This window comes from Chryseobacterium tagetis, assembly GCF_016735585.2.
In the GTDB taxonomy this organism is placed as follows: Bacteria; Bacteroidota; Bacteroidia; order Flavobacteriales; family Weeksellaceae; genus Chryseobacterium; species Chryseobacterium tagetis.
The window spans coordinates 171,689-191,838 of sequence record NZ_JAERSE020000001.1; the positions used below are offsets into that span (position 1 = coordinate 171,689).

At 35.2% G+C, this 20,150-nt stretch carries 20 protein-coding genes; 14 read left to right on the top strand and 6 right to left on the bottom strand.

Annotated elements, in window-relative coordinates:
• Positions 1–79 precede the first annotated feature (79 nt).
• The 5 genes from JI747_RS00705 to JI747_RS00725 all read right to left on the bottom strand — a co-directional run bounded on the left by JI747_RS00705 (position 80) and on the right by JI747_RS00725 (position 3,712).
• Positions 80–817: an SDR family oxidoreductase gene (locus JI747_RS00705; RefSeq protein WP_225685554.1), complete on the bottom strand. Its 738-nt coding sequence runs from the start codon at positions 815–817 to the stop codon at positions 80–82.
• Between the two features lie 268 nt (positions 818–1,085).
• Complete coding sequence (locus tag JI747_RS00710) at positions 1,086–1,655, bottom strand: Crp/Fnr family transcriptional regulator (protein ID WP_047440402.1); 570 nt, start codon at positions 1,653–1,655, stop codon at positions 1,086–1,088.
• A gap of 81 nt (positions 1,656–1,736) precedes the next feature.
• Positions 1,737–2,555, bottom strand: a complete 819-nt coding sequence (locus tag JI747_RS00715) for a DUF2314 domain-containing protein (RefSeq protein ID WP_225685555.1) — start codon at positions 2,553–2,555, stop codon at positions 1,737–1,739.
• Positions 2,556–2,720: 165 nt separating this feature from the next.
• Entirely contained in the window at positions 2,721–3,179 is a 459-nt protein-coding gene (locus JI747_RS00720) for a hypothetical protein (protein WP_225685556.1), read from the bottom strand.
• A gap of 104 nt (positions 3,180–3,283) precedes the next feature.
• Positions 3,284–3,712: a DUF4268 domain-containing protein gene (locus JI747_RS00725; protein ID WP_225685557.1), complete on the bottom strand. Its 429-nt coding sequence runs from the start codon at positions 3,710–3,712 to the stop codon at positions 3,284–3,286.
• 128 nt (positions 3,713–3,840) lie between these two features.
• Here JI747_RS00725 and JI747_RS00730 point away from each other — a divergent pair, with 128 nt between their 5' ends.
• The 7 genes from JI747_RS00730 to JI747_RS00760 all read left to right on the top strand — a co-directional run bounded on the left by JI747_RS00730 (position 3,841) and on the right by JI747_RS00760 (position 10,838).
• Positions 3,841–4,248, top strand: a complete 408-nt coding sequence (locus tag JI747_RS00730) for an RrF2 family transcriptional regulator (protein WP_225685558.1) — start codon at positions 3,841–3,843, stop codon at positions 4,246–4,248.
• A gap of 68 nt (positions 4,249–4,316) precedes the next feature.
• Entirely contained in the window at positions 4,317–5,030 is a 714-nt protein-coding gene (locus JI747_RS00735; protein WP_225685559.1) for a phosphoadenylyl-sulfate reductase, read from the top strand.
• Positions 5,031–5,051: 21 nt separating this feature from the next.
• Complete coding sequence (gene cysD, locus JI747_RS00740) at positions 5,052–5,960, top strand: sulfate adenylyltransferase subunit CysD (protein WP_225685560.1); 909 nt, start codon at positions 5,052–5,054, stop codon at positions 5,958–5,960.
• Positions 5,961–6,022: 62 nt separating this feature from the next.
• Positions 6,023–7,264: a sulfate adenylyltransferase subunit 1 gene (locus tag JI747_RS00745; RefSeq protein ID WP_225685562.1), complete on the top strand. Its 1,242-nt coding sequence runs from the start codon at positions 6,023–6,025 to the stop codon at positions 7,262–7,264.
• A 24-nt stretch (positions 7,265–7,288) separates the two neighbouring features.
• Positions 7,289–8,173 carry a sulfite exporter TauE/SafE family protein gene (locus tag JI747_RS00750; RefSeq protein WP_225685563.1) on the top strand — a complete coding sequence of 295 codons (885 nt, stop codon included), beginning with the start codon at positions 7,289–7,291 and terminating at the stop codon, positions 8,171–8,173.
• Between the two features lie 338 nt (positions 8,174–8,511).
• On the top strand, positions 8,512–10,326 hold the full coding sequence (locus tag JI747_RS00755) for a phosphatidylinositol-specific phospholipase C domain-containing protein (RefSeq protein ID WP_225685564.1): 1,815 nt from the start codon (positions 8,512–8,514) through the stop codon (positions 10,324–10,326).
• A gap of 221 nt (positions 10,327–10,547) precedes the next feature.
• Complete coding sequence (locus tag JI747_RS00760) at positions 10,548–10,838, top strand: putative quinol monooxygenase (RefSeq protein WP_225685565.1); 291 nt, start codon at positions 10,548–10,550, stop codon at positions 10,836–10,838.
• 125 nt (positions 10,839–10,963) lie between these two features.
• On the opposite strand, the gene JI747_RS00765 is transcribed toward JI747_RS00760, so the two are convergent.
• Positions 10,964–12,235: a T9SS type A sorting domain-containing protein gene (locus JI747_RS00765; RefSeq protein WP_225685566.1), complete on the bottom strand. Its 1,272-nt coding sequence runs from the start codon at positions 12,233–12,235 to the stop codon at positions 10,964–10,966.
• Between the two features lie 95 nt (positions 12,236–12,330).
• On the opposite strand from JI747_RS00765, the gene JI747_RS00770 reads away from it, so the two are divergent.
• Genes JI747_RS00770 through JI747_RS00800 form a run of 7 tightly spaced genes read left to right on the top strand, consistent with a single transcriptional unit; the run spans position 12,331 to position 19,949 of the window.
• Entirely contained in the window at positions 12,331–14,463 is a 2,133-nt protein-coding gene (locus tag JI747_RS00770; RefSeq protein ID WP_225685567.1) for a TonB-dependent receptor plug domain-containing protein, read from the top strand.
• Positions 14,464–14,473: 10 nt separating this feature from the next.
• The gene (locus JI747_RS00775; RefSeq protein ID WP_225685568.1) at positions 14,474–15,562 is read left to right on the top strand and encodes an HmuY family protein; all 1,089 of its coding nucleotides are present in this window, start codon (positions 14,474–14,476) and stop codon (positions 15,560–15,562) included.
• A 29-nt stretch (positions 15,563–15,591) separates the two neighbouring features.
• The gene (locus tag JI747_RS00780) at positions 15,592–16,470 is read left to right on the top strand and encodes a heme/hemin ABC transporter substrate-binding protein (protein ID WP_225685569.1); all 879 of its coding nucleotides are present in this window, start codon (positions 15,592–15,594) and stop codon (positions 16,468–16,470) included.
• Complete coding sequence (locus JI747_RS00785) at positions 16,454–17,494, top strand: FecCD family ABC transporter permease (protein WP_039366054.1); 1,041 nt, start codon at positions 16,454–16,456, stop codon at positions 17,492–17,494. The genes JI747_RS00780 and JI747_RS00785 overlap by 17 nt, the downstream gene beginning before the upstream one ends.
• Positions 17,494–18,264: a heme ABC transporter ATP-binding protein gene (locus JI747_RS00790; protein WP_225685571.1), complete on the top strand. Its 771-nt coding sequence runs from the start codon at positions 17,494–17,496 to the stop codon at positions 18,262–18,264. Before JI747_RS00785 ends, JI747_RS00790 begins: the two co-directional genes overlap by 1 nt.
• 1 nt (position 18,265) lies before the next feature.
• Positions 18,266–18,916 (top strand): class I SAM-dependent methyltransferase, encoded by a 651-nt coding sequence (locus JI747_RS00795; protein ID WP_039366051.1) that lies wholly within the window; start codon positions 18,266–18,268, stop codon positions 18,914–18,916.
• Between the two features lie 4 nt (positions 18,917–18,920).
• Positions 18,921–19,949 (top strand): hemin-degrading factor, encoded by a 1,029-nt coding sequence (locus JI747_RS00800; RefSeq protein WP_225685573.1) that lies wholly within the window; start codon positions 18,921–18,923, stop codon positions 19,947–19,949.
• Positions 19,950–20,150 lie beyond the last annotated feature (201 nt).

Here is a 20,150-nt window from a genome sequence, read left to right on the forward strand (position 1 = left end):
TGATGTAACCGAATCGTGAATGTGTATTTAATAAAAAAGAGAAACCCGAAAGCTTCTCTTCACACCGTTATTTAAAAAATTACCAAGGACTAATTCCAATTTCGTCCTCAATATCGTTACTGTAATATTGCCCTGTTGGAGCATTATTATCCGTCAAAGTATGCTTGATGATGAATGAGGCGGCACTTTCCACAGAACCGGGACCGCTGTGTGCATTGAAATCTGTTGCCGTATAGCCGGGATCAATCACATTTACTTTGAAATCTAAATCTTTCAATTCGTAAGCAAGAACAATCGTGTACGCATTTAAAGCTGCTTTTGAAGTTCCGTAACCTGCCGTTTTAATATTATAATATTTCCATGCTGGATCGCTATGCAAGGTTAAAGAACCTAATCCTGAAGTAATATTACTGATTCTTGGACTGTCTGATTTTTTAAGCAAATCAAGAAAAGCCTGTGTGACACTGATGACTCCGAAGAAGTTCGTATCAAAAATGCCCTGAATTTCCTGAATGGAAAAATCGGAAGCCTGTTGAGGCGTATTTCCTAAAATTCCGGCATTGTTGATCAGAATATCCAGCTTTCCCTGCTCGTTTTCCACAATATTTTTGGCTTTTAAAATAGATTCAGGATTGGTAACATCAATTTCGATGGCTTTGATATTTTGAAATCCCTGTTCGTTCAGTGTTTCAACCGCTTTTTCACCATTTTCAAGATTTCGGCTTCCTAAATAAACGAATAATCCTTTTACTGAAAGCTGTTTTGCTGTTTCAAGACCAATACTTCTGTTGGCTCCTGTAATTAATACTGTTTGCATTTTTTTGTTTTTAATTGATGATGTAAAATTCCGTCAATTAAATAAGATGACATTTGCCATTTGGCAAAAAAGGACTTGAAAATTAAAAGTTTAAATAAAATGAGAATTTAATTATGCGGCTATATAGGATTTTACACCATTGTCATTCTGACGCAGGAAGAATCTCATGATAGCTTAGATTCTTCATTTCACTTCGTTACATTCAGAATGACAGCGTCATAATAATTAAGATAGCAGATTAATGAAAAACTTTATATAATTACCTTAATTATTTTATATTCTTTCTTATTCTACTTAAAGAAGATTGGGTAACTCCCAAATACGAAGCTACATAAGAAAGTGGAATTCTGTTGACAGCAGTAGGATAGATCTCCAGGAATTTCAGATAACGGGTTGTTGCATCTTCTGAAACAAGCGGACTTCTTCTTTCTACTTTTTGAATCAATGCTCTTGAAATAATTTTGTGAACGATTGCATCAAAACCTACAATCGTCTGTAAAAGTTCCAGCCAGTCTTTTCTTTGAAATACAATCATTTTACAATCTGTCACTGCCTGAACATAAGCACTCGAACAAATCTGATTGTCAAAGCTTTCAAGATCAACAACCAGATTATTTTCTTCGATAAAATATTTTGTAATTTCTTCACTTTTATTGTTGTAATAACAAACGCGAAGAATCCCGTCAATAACAAATCCTACCTGCTTGGCGATTTTTCCGGCTTCAGAAAAGTATTCCTCTTTAGAAAGATCCAGTTCTATAGCTTTACTTGCAATGAAATCCATTTGCTGCTGATTCAGGTTTCCGAATCTTAAGATAAAATCAAATAATTCTTTCATAAATGCAATTTAAGTAAAGAAAATTGTACTGCATTTGTCATTTGGCAAAAAAAAGAGAAACCCGAAAGTTTCTCTGTATCATTAATTTTCCAAAACAGGAATCAAATGTTCCCAATTCAGCTGTTTTGCGAAATCCAGGGCTGTTTTTCCTTTAGTGGTTTTTAAATTTTTATCACCTCCCGAGCTTAAGATTATTTCTATAGAACTTAAATTTCCTGCAATGGTTTCTCTGTGGATAAGAGATAATCCGTTGTCATCCAGATTGATCAGTTCATCAGGATAATTTTGTAAGAATTCCACAAATTTTTCCTTCATATTTTTGCTCATAGGATGCTCAATGAAGTTTTCCGGTTTTTCTTTTTGTTCGTGAACAATTTCAATATCGTTATAATCTCCGAAATCCAGTTGCCAAGCATTGTCATGATCTTTTCGTTCTGCCGGAGACATATCAGAACGCATTTTCTGAATGGTAAATCCGCCATAAACTTTAGGAAGAGGTTCTTCTGAAGAAGAGAATAACTTTGAAAGCCCTTTTGGTTTCTTCACATTGGGAGTAATAGCAAAAAGCCAGTCGCTGATTTCATGTAAAGGGACTTCAACAAAATCTCCAACTTCTATATTTGTAAGCTCATTGGGTTCATTGATGAGGTAGCCTTTAACGTTGTCGCCATCGAAATCAATTTCATTGATCCACATCTGTTCAACAATAGGATTTTCAGAAGTAGGATCTTCCTGAGAAAAAGCAACTTTTACACATGAGACATTCAATCCGGGAATAATTCGTCTGTATTCCCATGACTGTTCCCTCCAGAAATATTTGAAAGTTTCCTGAGCTTTTTTGTATGCCTCAATCATTTTAGGATCTGCACCGTCGGCAAAAAATATTGGATTTTGTTCCATTGTATTTAAATATTTTGTGAATTGGTTTTAGAATTTTTTTAGCTGAAAAGTTCGATGAATAAACTGATGCTAATTTTTTTGGTTTGACTAAAGTACGAAAATATTTAAACAAGGGTTTAAATATTAGATGAAATTTAGCTGTTCGTAGGTCAACTTTTAGCAATATTAAAACATAGAATATCCATCAAAGTGATTTTTGATTCGGCTCTCAAGTAAAGTCTTTAGTGTACCACCTGTTCTTTGATAATAATTTTCTTCAGTTGGATCATTGATCATCTGATTTAACGAAGGATTTTCACCTTCATCTAGGAAAATAAAAACAGGAAGACCATGTGAAGCAAGGCATATAAAAAATAAAGGTCTGGAAATGATAAGATCATGAACGTCTGAAAGTTCTTTGTGCTCTTCTTGCTGCAATTCGATTTGGCTGTCGTAAATACCGTAATCTAAGGCATAACAAAAATTCCCTGCCAATAACAGAAGTTCTTTCAGTACTTTTGGAAAAGTTCTTTCTTCGTTACAGAAATGTTCTAACAATAATATTTCGTCTTCAGAAATCCCTCTGTTTTTCCAGCCGTCAAGTTCCGGGTATTTTAAAAGTATATCTAAATATTTTATTTCCATGATAATATATTCTTACTTGTTTTTTTTCATAAACTGAATCTCTGAATACTTTTTGATTCAGATTTCTTAAACATAAGATCATGTATATCAGAAGTTTTCATGACTTAAACATCCTTTATAAAATCCTCATACTCATAATAAAATCGTTCAAAACCGTCCATTTTCTCAACGAAAAATTCAAAAGTCTCCTGCCATGTATTTTTATTGAAAATAGAAACGCCGTGTTTTTCAATCCAGATTCTGCTGATGACTTTTCCGCTTTCTAGCGTATAAAATTCTTCTTTAGTAAAATCTCCGACAAAATCTTTCAGAATATCTTCCAGCGACCATATTTTATTATAATATGCGTCTCGGAAAACTTCATCTTTCATTTCGATATCCAGGGAAACTTCCGCTTTTTTATTATCTGCATAAAATTTGAATGACATATCCTTAATTTTGGTGTCATACAAAATCCATTTTCTGGGGAAAGACTTTCCGAAAGCCGTCCAAAACTCTTTTTTTAATTGTTGTGCCTCTTGTTTACTGAACATAGAACAAACTTAATGATTAATAGATAAAATTGCAAAAAATGAAGGACTGTAAAGTTGTTTTTACAGTTTTAGAGTTCATGAAATAGACTGTTTTGCAGAAATTAAACAATTTTCTTATTTTTGCTATAATGTTGTCAAAAAAATCTCAATATGCTTTTAAGGCGCTTGCATACCTTGTAGAAAAAAGGAATGATGGCCCTGTACTTATTTCTGAAATTGCAGAACATAAGAAAATTCCCCTGAAGTTTTTAGAAAATATTTTACTGGAATTGAAAAAGGCAGACATTCTTGACAGTAAAAAGGGAAAAGGAGGAGGATATTTTTTAAAGGAAAATCCTGAAAACGTAAAACTGGCAAAAATCATTCGTCTGGTCAACGGGCCGATTGCCATGTTACCTTGCGTAAGTCTGAATTTTTATGAAAAATGTGAAGATTGTAATGAAGATCACTGCGGTCTGCATGATGTTTTAATAGAAGTTCGGGATGTTTCTCTACGTATTTTGGAAAGTAAAACTCTAATGGATTTGATCGACTGATCTAAATCCTTTTTTTTTAATAATTAGTCTACTTATTTGGTAGGATAATTATTTTATCTGATATTTGCATGACTTCAAATGAACAAAATATGATTTCAAAAGAAGATGCAGATACTCTGAAACAACTTTCAGCAGAAGAAGGATTGAAATTTATCTCAACAAAATTCTCGGAAGGAATTGTTTTCTCTACCTCACTTGGACAGGAAGACCAGGTGATCACCGATATAATATTTAAGAATCAGTTACCGATTAAAGTGTTCACGCTGGATACAGGAAGGCTTTTCTATGAGCATTACGAATTACTTTCACAGAACAATTCAAGGTATAAAATAAAAACGGAAGTTTATTTTCCGGAAAGTTCCGATGTTGAAAAATACGTGAATGAAAAAGGAATAAATGCTTTCTATCATTCCATTGAAAACAGAAAAGAATGTTGTTTCATAAGAAAAGTAAAACCTCTAAACCGGGCATTGGAAAACGCAACTGTCTGGATTACAGGTTTACGTTCTGAACAATCGGAAAACCGTGAAAATATGCCGATCATCGAATGGGATGATGAACGAAAATTATTCAAATACAATCCGCTGATTCACTGGGATTATCAGGAAGTGCTTGAATATCTGAAAGAAAATAAAGTTCAGGAACTGTCTTTGCATAAAAAAGGTTTCATCAGCGTGGGTTGTCAACCTTGTACGAGAGCTATTGAACCGGGAGAAAATCCTCGTGCCGGTCGTTGGTGGTGGGAAAGCTCTCATAAGGAATGCGGTCTGCATACCCATTAATTCAAAATTTTAAAAGTAAACATGAGTACACATACATTAGATTATCTGGAGCAGCTGGAAGCTGAGAGTATTTATATTATGCGAGAAGTAGCTGCACAGTTTGAAAAGCCGGCTTTACTGTTCAGCGGAGGGAAAGATTCCATTACATTGGTTCATTTGGCAAAAAAAGCTTTTGCTCCGATGAAAATTCCATTTCCGTTGGTACATATCGATACGGGGCATAATTTTCCTGAAGCGCTGCAATTCAGAGATTATCTGGCAGAAAATCTGGGTGCTGAATTGGTTGTAAGACAGGTTGAAGATACGATTAAAGCTAAAAATCTAACTGAGCCTAAAGGGAAATTTGCTTCCAGAAACTGGCTGCAAACCCATACTTTATTAGATACAATTGAAGAATTTCAGTTTGATGCGTGTATTGGCGGGGCAAGAAGAGATGAGGAGAAAGCCAGAGCTAAAGAACGTTTCTTCTCGGTTCGTGATGAGTTCGGACAATGGGATCCAAAGCTACAGCGTCCGGAATTGTGGAATATCTACAACGGAAGGATCAATAAAGGAGAAAATGTAAGGGTTTTCCCGATCTCCAACTGGACGGAACTTGATGTATGGAACTATATTCGAAAAGAAAATATTCAGCTTCCTTCTATTTATTTTGCTCATGATCGTGAAGTAATTGAATATGAAGGTCAGCTGATTGCCGCTTCCGATTTTATTCAGATTGATGAAAATGATGAGGTAATCACTAAAAAAGTACGCTACAGAACTGTCGGAGATATGACCTGCACAGCGGCGGTTGAAAGTGATGCTGAAACTTTAGATAGTGTCATCAATGAAATTACAGCCTCTAAAATTTCCGAACGCGGTGAGACAAGAATTGATGATAAAGTGACTGAGGCAGCGATGGAAGACCGAAAAAAAGGAGGATATTTTTAATATAAATGATAAGCGATAATTGATCAATGATGATTCATCAGTTATCATTAATAAATAAACTTATGGATATACTAAGATTTATAACAGCCGGAAGTGTAGATGACGGGAAAAGTACCCTTATCGGGAGACTTTTATATGACAGTAAGAATATTTTGATTGATCAGCTTGAGGCCTTAGAAAAGCAATCAAAAAATAAAAATGAAAACGGGATAGATCTGGCGATTCTTACCGACGGATTACGAGCAGAAAGAGAACAGGGGATTACCATAGATGTTGCTTACAGGTATTTTTCGACTCCTAAAAGGAAATTCATTATTGCAGATGCTCCGGGACATATTCAGTATACCCGAAATATGATTACGGGGGCTTCCAATTCTCATCTGATTGTCATTTTAATTGATGCAAGACAGGGCGTTATCGAGCAGACGAGAAGACATTCCATCATCGCTTCTTTATTAAAAATGAAAAATGTAGTGGTGGCTATCAATAAAATGGATTTAGTGGATTATGCTGAAGATGTTTTTAATGATATAAAAGCTCAATATCAGTTGGTTGCACAGAAATTAGGATTGGAAAATGTGCAGTATTTCCCTATTTCAGCATTTTATGGTGATAATATTGTTGATAAATCTGAAAAAACTCCTTGGTATACAGGTTCTGCATTACTTGATTTTCTTGAAACAGTAGAGGTAAAAACGTCTAAAAATATTGATGACAGCAGATTTCAGGTACAATATGTAATTCGTCCTCAGACTGAGGAGCTCCACGATTACAGAGGATATTCCGGAGAAGTGATTTCCGGAACATATAAAAAGGGAGATAAAATAAAGGTTCTTCCGCAAAATATCGAAACGGTGATCTCAAAAATTGAAACGGGAGGAAAGGAAGTAGATGCTGTATATACCAATCAACCAGCCGTTTTACATATTGAAGATGATATTGACATCAGCAGAGGAGATTTTTTAGTAAAAACTGACGGTCTTCCGAAAGTGGAAAATGAACTGGAAGCTATTATCTGCTGGCTTGATAAAAAAGAGCTGAATGAAGGTAACAAATATTTCATTCAGCATAAAAGTAAATTGCTGAAAGCGATTGTAAAAGAAATTGAATATAAAATTGATGTGAATACACTCGAAAACACATCTATTTATTCAGGAATTAAACTTAATGAAGTCGTTAAAGTAAAGCTGAAAACGTCCTCTCCATTGGTTTTCGATAGTTTTAGTGAAAATAATAATACAGGAAGCGCCATTCTGATTGACGAAACGAGTAATTCTACCGTAGGTGCTGTAATGATTTTGTAATAAATTTGATAAACACAGACACAAATGGTGATTTCAAGAAAAGTTCAGATCAGGCTCAATGTATTTTTTGTAACCGTTGCGATATTGGTTATCCTATTTTTTTCTATGTATGAATTAGGATATTTAGATGAGCTATTTGTTGTTTTGGCGAAAGACAATTATATCTTTTACTGGATGATGCTTGTGGGCTTTTTAGCTGAAGTTGTAGCCGGATCGATGGGAATGGGATATGGCGTAATTTGCACAACCACATTACTGTTTCTGAATATTCCGCCACATATTGTAAGTGCGAGTATTCATTCCGCGGAAAGTTTTACAACGGCGGCCGGAAGTATCAGTCATGTCAAATTAAAGAATGTAAGTAAAAACCTGGTCAAAAAGCTGGCGATTCCCGCTGTTGCCGGAGCAATTATAGGAGCGCTTTGCCTTACTTATTTAGGTGAATATTACTCTAAAATTACCAAAACCATCATTGCTTTTTATACCTTATATCTTGGATTTCAGATTCTTTCTAATGCTTTCAAGAAAAAACAGAGCAAATCTCTGAAAAGAAAAACCAATCTTACCCGGCTTGGATTAATCGGAGGTTTCATCGATTCCTTTGCAGGAGGTGGATGGGGACCTTTAGTGACGGGAACTTTAATCAAAAATTCTTTCACTCCCAGATTCGCAGTGGGGAGTTCTACTGTAGCGAAATTTATTTTAACATTAACGGCAGCTGTGACTTTCTTTTTTACTTTGGGAATTCAGCATTGGAATATCATTTTAGGACTTTTGCTGGGAGGAATTGTAACCGCTCCTTTTTCTGCCATGCTTACCTCAAAGCTTCCTGTGAAAAGCATGTTCGTTGTAATTGGCTTGCTGGTCATTATTATGAGCTCAATCACAATCTATAAATCTGTTTTTTAAATAAAACTCGGTTCATTGTGGAAAAATAAATGAATCGAAAAAATTAATATCTTGTCAAACCCACAATACAGTACAATGTATCGTTGACGTTCCAGTTCCAGAAATTCTTTCTAAGTCTCCTATAAGTTGATTAAACATTTTTTCTGTCTTGTATCTAAGGCCGAAATGTATTCTATGTATTTTTTTCTCACAACTTTGAAAAATCTTTCGTAATTTGCATATAAGTTGTTCATTGTAAGTATTTTGTGATTAAATTATTTATTGGCTTTCAATTAAATGATTTTCTTTACATTCATAATGCGCAATGATTTTAACCAAAAAACTAATAAATATTACCCATGAAAACAATTCAATTTGGATTAGCAGAAAAGTACGATACAGGTCGTAGTTGCAGTGTTGGAACAAATACCCAGCTCGCTATTGAAGTTCATAATTCTGAGGCATCTTCTGATATGTGGTATCATATCGGAAAAATCAAAGGAGCAACCGTAAATTGGGGAGGCAGCCATAATTACAGTAATGGCTATAATCCCTCAATCGCTATTAATAACAACAATATAATTGTTGAGGTGCATGAGACCAGTAATGCTTTTACGAACAGTATGTATTATAAAGTTGGTATTATTAACGGAGATAAAATAGATTGGGGAGATGATGATAAGTATGATAGTGGAAGACAGCCTAATGTATCAGTTAACGACGCTGGAGTCATTGTAGAAGTACATAAATCTCAATCTTATGATACCTTATATTATCGTGTTGGTCAAATCAACGGTAAAAAGATAGACTGGGGAGATAGCCACAAATATGATGACGGTGTAACACCTTCTGTAAGTATTAATAACAATGGAGTCGTCGTAGAAGTGCATAAATCTCAATCTTACGACAAACTATGGTATAGAGTGGGAAAGATTACCGGTAAAAGCATAAAATGGGGCGACAGTCATGAATATCAAAGTGGCGTTGATCCTAGTGTGGGGATTACCAATGACGGATGGGTGGTAGAAGTACATAAGTCTCAGTCTTTTGATACCTTATATCAAATGGTAGGTCAGATTAACGGAAACGAAATTATCTGGGGCGCTTCTTCTGATTTTGACTCCGGGACTAGACCTCAAATGGGAATTTCTCTCAATGGTAAAGTTGCAGTACAGGTACATCAAGGAAGTCTGTTTAAGTTATGGTACTCCAACAGCAGTGTACTGGATACTTCCAATTTTATGAAAAACCTGTTACCCGAATTTGGCCGTTTACCACTGAAAAAAATGGTACTTCCGGCTACACACGATTCAGGGATGTATGAGGCGACCCTGAATGGAATATTGGGAAAATGTCAAAATTTAAGTATATATGAACAGCTTAAATCAGGGTGCCGTTTTTTTGATTTAAGAGTAAGTGCAAATAACGTTATTGGAGGCACTATGTTTAGTAAACTGCATATTTATCATGGGGATGTTCTGGGAATGGATTTAACGATTGGCCCTTTTGTTTATGAAGTTTTAGAAGATATCCAGAAATTCTTTAGTGAAGGACATCAGGAACTTGTTATTTTAAAATTCAGTCATTTTAACGGCTTTGATGATCCTGCAGGAAAAGAATACGTTGCTCTGCGAGATGGTATAAGTGATTATCTGGATTTTTGGTTATATAAAACGAAACCTGAAAATCAAAGATTAGCGGATATTTCTGTAGGTGAATATCTGAAATCGGGACAAGGAAAAATTTTAGTGGTTGTTGATAAAAACTGGGCTATCAAGTATCCTAAAGCAGGTTATTGGGTGTACAGAGACTGGGATTCAAGCGATCCGCAAAACGGACATCTTACTGTCTTTGATGTTTATTCTAATGTGACCGATTTAGATAAAATGAAAAATGATCAGTTGGATAAACTTAAAAAATTTAATGGAAAGTGCGAACAAAATCCAAATGTACCTTGTGATCTGTTTCTTCTTTCCTGGACGCTGACTCCTGTAACGGCGGTTTGGAGCTATGCCCAGGAAGCGAACAGGGTTCTGGGAAGAGAAATGATGGGATATACTCAGCCTAATCAATACGGCTATTTTACAAATCTTTTATATTTAGACTACTTTCAATATGCTAGACCTGCATTTATAAGTGATATTTTGTTGAGAAGCTACAATGTTTCTAAATAACAATAGCAAATTCCACCGCACTTTTTATTGATGCTAAAACTAATATATTGTATTATTGTCTTTGTCATTGATGGTTTTTATAAATAATTTTAAAAATAAATAATATCTTTGATGCTGTCAAATGATAGTATCATTGAAGGGGTATTGATTTTTAAATTAGAAATATCACAAAAAATCAAAACGAATCAATATTTTACATTGACAGTAATAAATAACAAAGTATGAATTTACATATCGTTGCGCTTTTCAAGTTTAATGAAAACTATCTGATGGAAGCGGTTGAATTGTTTCAGGCCCTGGTAAAAGAAACAAGAAAAGAAGAAGGATGTCTGCAATATAATCTTATTGAAGATAAAGACAACAAAGGCAATTTCTTTTTGGTCGAATTGTGGGAAAGTGTAGAACATCATAACCGTCACAATGGGCAGGATCATTTGCTGGATTTCCGTAGAGATTCTTCAAAAATGCTGGAAAGCTCTACCTTGGTTTATAAAGGATTTAAGATTTTATAAATTTCAAGCGATAAAATAAAGGGAAGGAATTTGATGAAAAATTCTAATTTCCATTCCTGTTTGCAAAAAAATTAAAAGGCTGTTCACCAAAGTGAGCAGCCTTTTATTAGAAAAAATAGAAAGTATTATTTTTTAATGAATTTCGATTTAGTAACCTCACCTTTGTTATCTTCTGAAACAAAGATATAAACGCCTGTTGCTAAAGTAGAAATGTTAAATCTGTTGTTGTTAACAGCACCCTGAGTTACAAGATTTCCTGACGCAGAGTAAACTTTTATAGATTTTACATCTGATTTTCCAACAAACTGTAATTCATTATCTGCATTGATCGCAAAATTTAAACTGTTATTATTTGATTTTGTTTCAGATGTTCCCAAAACAGCAAGTACATCATAGATAACATCGTCTACATAAACCGCAGAATGAGTGGCTGCTCCTGTAAATTTCCAAACAATATATTGCTTAGTAGAAGCAGGAACATCCAAAGTAATGATCTGTGGAGTTGTATTTGATGTTGTGATGGTAATCGGAGCTCCCAAAGAAGTAAAAGTAGACATATCTGTAGGGCTAGAAACCATTCCAACTTCAAGAGTAGAGCTTCCGTTAGCACTTGTAGATACACCCGTTGTATATCTTAACTTTTTAGTACCGTCTGGTGCTGTGATTTTCGGAGCAACCAAATAAGAAGTTGTATTAGCTGTATTGGCCGCATAAAACTGAATAGCGTTGCTTCCGTTATTTGTTGCTATATATACATTATATGCCACTGTAGCAATTACCTTATTCCAACCCATTTGAGGGATTGCAGAAGTACCTGAAGTAAATGCATTAAAGTTTTCATTGATGGTTCCTACTGCAGGTGTATCATATACTACATTGTCAAGCAATGTTGCGGTATGAGCTGCCGTAGGAGTTACTTTAAAAACAATATAAGAAGATGTAGATGCAGGGATATTTACAGAATAGTTCTGAGAAGTTACACTAGAAATTGAAATAGGATTCCCAACTGCTGTAAATGTAGTCATATCCGCTGGATTTGACGCTAATCCGATCTGAATTGTTGAGGTTCCCGGAGATGTACTTACTAATCCCGAAGAAAAAGTTAATGTTTTATCTCCTGCCGGAGTTACAATTTGAGGGGTGATCAAATAAGACGGATCTGTTCCGTTGTTACCTGCATAAGACTGAACCGCTTTGTTGGTGTCTGAAGTCACAATCATCATAGGTGCAGGAGGATACGGAAGATTATTGGTTGCCAACTGTACCGACCATCCATTTTGAGGAAAGGTAGTGTTCCCGCTTGTAAAATTGTCAAAATTTTCATTAATTGTTGCTACTTGAGCATGAATACTGATAGCAGAAAAAGCTAAAGCTCCTAAAAGTAGTTTTAATTTCATGACGTTATTTTTATTTAGAATTATTCCACAAAAGTATATAATTATTTTTAACTATTCTAAATAAAATATTATATTTGTCAAAAATTTTTGTTTTCATGAAGAAGAAAATGCTTTCAATAGTATCGTTATCAGCTTTGGTCTGGGTAAACGCACAGGAAAAAGATTCTTTAAATCAGAAAAGAATAGAAGAAGTTGTCATTACCGGACAATATATGCAGCAATCAATTAACAAATCGATCTATAAAGTTGAGGTAATTGATGCACAGCAGATCAAAAATATGGCGGTAACTACTGCAGCAGAAGTTCTAAATCAAAATCTTAATATCCAAATTACTCCTGATGCAGGAAACGGAGATTCTACTGCAAGTATTATGGGGCTTAGTGGAGCCTATACCAAAATTCTTATTGATAATATTCCTGTTGTGAATGACCGTGGAAGTGGTAACCAAACCGATCTTAGTAAAATTAATGCTAATAATATTGAGCGTATTGAGATTGTAAAAGGAGCAATGGGAGTTGAATACGGAAACAATGCGGTGACCGGAGTTATCAATATTATTACCAAAAAGAGCTATAATAAAAAAGTTACGGCTAATCTCTCTCTTCAGGAAGAAACAGTTGGAAAAGATTATGACTGGTTCAAAAAGGGAAACGGAAAACATATTCAGACTTTAAACCTAGGCTATAAAATCAATGATAATTGGTTTGTAACAGCTGATGTGAATCACAATGATTTTCAAGGGTATAAAGGAAAGTATAATGGGTACAAATATTTTAGTGAGCTGACGAATGGAGGAAGAGGATATGAGTGGCTTCCAAAAGATCAGATCACGACTAATGCGGCAATACGATATGCCAAAAATAACACCTCTTTATTTTATAAGATCAATTATCTGAACGAGGAAATTAATTTCTACAATCAGAATGTTGAAGAGCTTCCTTTAGGAGGAGGAAACAGAACTTATAAAGCCAATGATAAAGATTACTTTACCAACCGTTGGATTCATCAGTTTAATATCCAGACGAAGCTTGGAAGAATAAATTACCTTGGAGACTTATCTTACCAGACACAGAAAAGACAAAGTCAGGATTATCAATATGATGTTCCTAACAGACAGGAATTATCCCGTTCACCAAAAAATACTTATTATGATTCTAAAGTATTGTATTCAAGAGGGATGTTTAGTAATTTTTTAGACAGTGAAAAAATTAATTTCCAGCTGGGATATGAATTGGACAGAACAAGCGGTTTTGCCAATTCTTCAACAATTGAAAGTATGATAAAATTAGCTGATATTAACAGAGCTATTTTCAATTACGCCAATTTCATTTCATTTGAATGGAAAGTTACAGATAAAGTTTCCTTACGACCGGGATATCGACTTGCGCTAAGTGACAGATTCGATTCGCAAAGCAACTATTCATTAACGGCAAGATACAGTACTTCAGAAAAATCTGATCTTCGTGCTGTATTTGGTTCATCAAACAGATTCCCTACCTATGATGAACTTTATACTTATACAGTAGACGCCAATCATGATATCCGTGGAAACGAAGACCTAAAGCCGGAAACAGGATATTCTGCAGGTTTGTTCTGGGATTATAAAACGGCAGCGCAAAATACTTGGAAATTTGATGTAAGTCTTTCTGCAATGTATCTAGATGTTAAAGACAGAATAGAAAGTGTAGTTATCAGCAACAGTCCGTTGAAATATACTTATCTGAACATCAATAAATATAATTCCTTGCTTTTCGGAGGTGGAGTTTCGGCAAGAAAAGATAATTTAACCTTAAATGCAGGAGTTTCATTAATGGGAATTTCTCAAGAACTTATTGCCGGAGATATTATTTCTCCAGATGATTATAATTTTTATGCAGAAGCCAACTTATCTGCAAATTATACACTCCCTCAAACAAAAACGTTATTTGCGTTGTATTACAAATACACAGGAGTAAGAAAACAGTTTGTACAGGAGTCTACAGGAAATATTACTTCACAGCCTAATTTCATTTTGGGTGAAGTTGGAAGCTTTAATATGTTGAATTTTACCATTTCTCAGCCGTTTTTCAATAATCATTTTGAAATAAGTGCGGGAGTGAAAAACATATTTGATGTAAGTACAGTCAGAAATTCCATACAATCCGGAAATGCTCACAGTGCAGCAGCAACTGATCAGAATCTTTTCTATGGCAGAAGTTATTTTGCCCGTCTAAATTATAATTTCTAAAATAGTTACAATGAAAAAAATAATATTGGGTCTTTTAGTAGCAACATCTTTCATCAGTCAGTCGTGTATTAATGACAATGAAGATCCTATTGCAGTATCTCCGGTTGAAGGAGCTATTATCGATCCTACAGTAGGAGGAGCTACACAGCCCAATCAGGTTTGGTTTGATTTAAGTGAAAATAAAGAAGTTCTTACAAAAAGAACAGATTGGGATCTTGCATTGTACTCCGGAAGTGAATTTAAAGTAGTTTTGAATTCATCGATCATGATGGCAGCAGGTAAAATTCCTAACGCTACCAATATCGATGCAGTGACAGCAGCAGATGTTGCTTCTTTGGAAAACGATGTCCAAGTGGCCAACTTTAATCCTGCCAATGAAATTTATATTGATGACGTGAAAGGAGATTTCCCTTCAGGATATACGGCTATTGAAGAAATAAAACTGACAGATGCAGAAAATGGAATTTATCTTCTTAATATGGGGAAAGATATTTATACAGGTTCTGTTGCTGCGGGCTCTGTAGTTACCAGTGGTGATGCAAGAGGATGGATGAAAATTCAGGTGGTGAGATCAGGAGATGGGTACAAAGTAAAATATGCAGAACTTAATGCTACCAATCACAAAGAAATCACAGTGGCTAAAAATACAGCATATAATTTTAATTTCTTAAGTCTGAAAAATAATAAAGAAGTATTTATTCAGCCTGAAAAAAAGAAATGGGATTTATGCTTTACAGTATTTACAAATATTATTACAGGAGCAGGAAGCTATATATATGCTGATTTTGTGAACAACAATAATGTAGGTGGAGTAGGTGCTTATGAAGTAAAAGTGACGGCTCCGGCATCAGGAATTGAAACTTATAATAACTTCAAAGCATCAGATATAGACCAGTCTAAATTTATCTATGATGATCACAGAGTAATTGGTGCTAACTGGAGGAATCCTGTAGGGGCAAATGGTTTAGAAGTGTATAACGATCGTTTCTATGTAATTAAAGATGCTGACGGATATTATTTTAAACTCAGATTTACGAGATTAACGAATGCCCAGACAGGGGAAAGAGGATATCCTCAATTCGAATATAAGCCTTTATAATACTTAAATAAATCAAATAATAGTAGATCATGAAAAAATTCATTCTTGCAGCTTCTGTGCTTGTGGCAGTGTACTCTTGTAAAAAAGAAGCAGGAAAACCGACAGAAAATACAACTGAAGTTTCTTCTGAAGCTCCAAAATCAAATAATAAAATCGTTACCCTTAATGGCGGAATTACAGAAATTGTAGCTGCTTTAGGTCACGAAAAAGAAATCGTAGGAACAGACGTTACAAGTACTTATCCGGAATCTTTAAAAGCTACGGCTAAAGATTTAGGGCACATGAGATCAATGACGATTGAGCCGATCATGGCTGTTTCTCCAACATTGATTTTAGCTTCAGATAAAGACATCAATCCTGAATTGATGGGAAAAATCAAATCTTCAGGAATCAAAACTGAGGTTTTTCAACAGGAATTTACAGTTGATGGGACTAAAAAATTAATTGCAGACGTAGCAAAAGCGATCGGAAATACAGACTATCAAAAGCTTAATAATAAAATCGATGCTGATTTAAAACAGGTTCAACCTATTGCTAAAAAGCCAAAAGTACTATTCATCTACGCAAGAGGAAATATGTTGATGGTTTCAGGAAAAAATACTCCAATGGCTGCATTAATCGGTCTTGCAGGGGGAGAAAATGCAGTAAATGACTTTGAAGATTTCAAACCATTGACTCCGGAAGCGGTGGTGAAAGCGAATCCTGATGTATTATTCTTCTTTACAAGCGGATTGCAGGGAGCAGGAGGAAACGAAGGTGCTTTAAAAATGCCTGGTGTTTCTCAGACAAACGCCGGTAAAAACAAAAAGATTATTGCTATGGACGGAGGCTTGATTTCAAGCTTCGGACCAAGACTAGGAGAAGCTGCTGTAGGATTAAATAAACTTTTAATTGAAAACACAAAGTAAACTATACTTTTACATTACAATAAGTGCCATACTGCTTGTCATCATAGCAGTATGGTCGCTTAATACAGGGGTTTACGACTTTGGAGGTAAATCTGCGTTTGAAGTGTTGGGGAAAGTAATAAAAGGAGATCCGGGTTTATCATTAAGTGATAAATATGTAGTTTGGGACGTAAGAGCAGCCAGAATTATCATGGCGATTCTTATCGGCAGTATGCTTGCCGTTTCGGGGACAGGATTACAGGGATTATTTAAAAATCCTCTGGCAACAGGAGATTTAATAGGATTGACATCGGGAGCAACATTACTTGCCGCCATTGCAATTGTTTTAGGAGGGCATTTCAAGCAGTATCTTCCTGAAGCCGTACAATTTTCATTGGTAGGTATTGCCGCTTTCATCGGTTCTTTTTTATCGATGCTGTTGGTGTACAGAATTTCCACGAGCGGAGGAAAAACAAATGTGGTCATGATGCTGTTGACCGGGGTTGCCATTACGGCGATCGGGTTTTCCATCACAGGTTTTTTGATCTATATTTCAAAAGACGACCAGTTGAGAGATTTAACATTTTGGAATTTAGGAAGTCTGGCTGCAGCAACATGGACGAAGAATATTATTCTGACAGTGGTTTTGGTCATTTCCTATATTATTTTATTACCAAAAGGAAAAGCATTGAACGCAATGATGTTAGGTGAAAAAGATGCACAGCATTTAGGAATTAATGTTGAACGTTTAAAAAAACAGATTATCATTATCACAGCATTAATGGTAGGGAGTTGTGTTGCGTTTTCAGGGACGATTGGCTTTGTAGGTCTTATTATCCCTTATATTTTAAGACTTTTATTTAAATCAAACTATTCCTTTATTTTACCCTTATCCGCAATTTGCGGAAGCATTTTATTATTGTTGGCAGATACATTCAGCAGAAGCATTGTTGAACCGTCAGAATTACCGATCGGAATTTTGACTGCATTAATGGGAGGTCCTATTTTCATTGCTATTTTAATTAAATTTAAAAAATCACTGTAATGATAAAGGCGCATCAGATAAGTTATAAACATAAAGAATTCAAGATTCTGGATTCTGTTGATGTTCATTTGGAATATGGTGAATTTTTGGCCATTGTAGGCCCGAACGGAGCCGGAAAATCCAGTTTGTTAAGTGTTTTGGCGAATGAAGTGAAATCTAAACATCAGATTTTATTTAAAGATAAACATATCAATGATTGGCAGGTGCAAGAACTTTCGAAACATAAAGCGAAATTTTCTCAGCACAACAGCAACGATATTCCGCTTGAAGTGAAAGATGTTGTGATGATGGGACGTTACCCGTATTTCGATGCACAACCAAGACAGGAAGACCATGAAGCCATGAACAATATGATGTACGAAACCGATGTGTTTCACTTAAAAGACAGAGAGTACAATACTTTATCAGGCGGTGAAAAACAACGAGTGCATCTTTCCAGAGTCATGGCACAGTTACAGAACGATATTGCCCATAAACTTGTTTTTCTGGATGAACCGTTAAACAACTTAGATATAAAACATCAATATAAAGCGTTGGAAATCATTAAAAACTTTACAACAAAAGCAAACTCTGCCATTGTGGTTCTTCATGATCTGAATCTGGCAGCACAATATGCAGATAAAATTTTATTGATGAAATCAGGAAAAGTTTCCGCATACGGAACACCAACGGAAGTTTTTACCGCTGAAAATATCAGCAAAGCCTACAACTTTCCCTGTACCATTTGCGACCATCCGATTACTAATAACCCCATGATCATTTTTGGATAATATGGAAAAAGAAGACTTAAAAATATTAGCGCAAAATCTTGCTAATCCCCAGGGAGAAAAGGGAATTGAAATAGGCGAGATGATGAATGCTACAAACATAGGAATGACGCTGGAAAGCATTAAAACACTTTTAATAGAAGACGACGAAATTATACTTGAAATCGGTCATGGCAACGCAGCCCATGTTAAAAGCATTTTAAACAAAGCTCAGAATGTAAAATATACAGGAATTGATATTTCTGAAACCATGCATCATGAGGCGAAAAGGCTGAATGAAGAATATAAGAATCAGGCAGACTTTATTTTGTATGAAGGAGAGAAATTACCTTTTGAAGACAGAGTTTTTGATAAAATATTTACGGTAAACACAGTGTATTTCTGGGCGCAACCGATTGAATATTTAAATGAAATCTACAGAGTCTTGAAAGACAACGGAACCTTTGTTTTGACATTCGGGCAAAGAGATTTCATGGAAAAACTACCTTTTACCCAATTTGATTTTACATTATATAATACGGACGAAATGGAGGAAACAGTGTCTAAAAGCGATTTCAAAAGAATGAAAATCTCTGAAAAAGAAGAAGAGGTAAAAAGTAAAACAGGAAACGAAACCATAACAAGAAATTATACAGTTTTAACCATAAAAAAATAAAATAATGAGCACATTAGTAAACGATCTTAAGGAAAAATGGGAAGCTTTGAAAGCTGAAAATCCACATTTAAGAATCAGAAATGCAGCTACAGAACTTGGAGTAAGCGAAGCTGAACTATTGGCAACCAATGTAGGAGAAGGAGTAACGGTGTTGAAGCCGGAATTTAAAGAAATTCTGACTGAAGCTGAACAATTAGGAAAAGTGATGGCTCTTACCCGTAATGAAGAGTGCGTACACGAAAGAAAAGGGACTTATCTGAACGGAGATTTCAGCAGCCCGCATGCACAGCTTTTCGTAGGAGAAGATATTGATTTGAGAATCTTCCAAAACCATTGGAAATTTGCTTTTGCAGTCGTAGAAGGAGACAGAAAAAGCTTACAGTTCTTTGGAAAAGACGGATTAGCTTTACACAAGATTTATTTGACAAAAGACAGCAACGAAGCTGCTTTTGATGCGATTGTTGAAAAATTCAAAGCAGAAGAGCAGACTTCAACATTCGAATTTGAAGCGGTAGCTCCAAAAGCTGAAGAAAAAGCAGATGCGGATATTGATGTAGAAGGTTTCCAAAAAGCTTGGACAGAATTGAAAGATACTCATGATTTCTTCATGATGACAAGAAAATTCGGAGTAAGCAGAACTCAGGCGTTAAGATTGGCTCCGGAAGGATTCACTAAAAAAATCGACAACGCAAAAGTGGTAAACGTACTTGAAGATGCTGCTGAAAAACAATTACCGATCATGGTATTTGTTGGAAACAGAGGAATCATCCAGATCCATACGGGAACTGTGACAAAAACACTTTGGCACCAACAGTGGTTCAATGTAATGGATCCTGATTTCAATTTACACCTTGACGTTACGAAAATTGCTGAAGCATGGATCGTAAAGAAACCAACAGAAGATGGTGAAGTAACGGCTATTGAAGTATTTAACAGTGAAGGAGATTTCATCGTTCAGTTCTTTGGAAAAAGAAAACCGGGAATCCCTGAATTACAAGAGTGGAAAGACCTTGTAGCAGGGTTGGAAAAATAAATAGTTAGATATTTTTTATGAAGCCGTTTTGTTTTTTACAGGGCGGCTTTTTTCTTAAGTAAAAAGGTTATATTGAACACTTGTAAAACGGTAAATTTGTTAAACTATAAAAGCTTTACTTTTCACATAGTTTGTCATTCCGTAGGAATCTAAACAAAATTATTAGAGAATAAACTGGAGGTATTGAAGCTTGGATTCCTA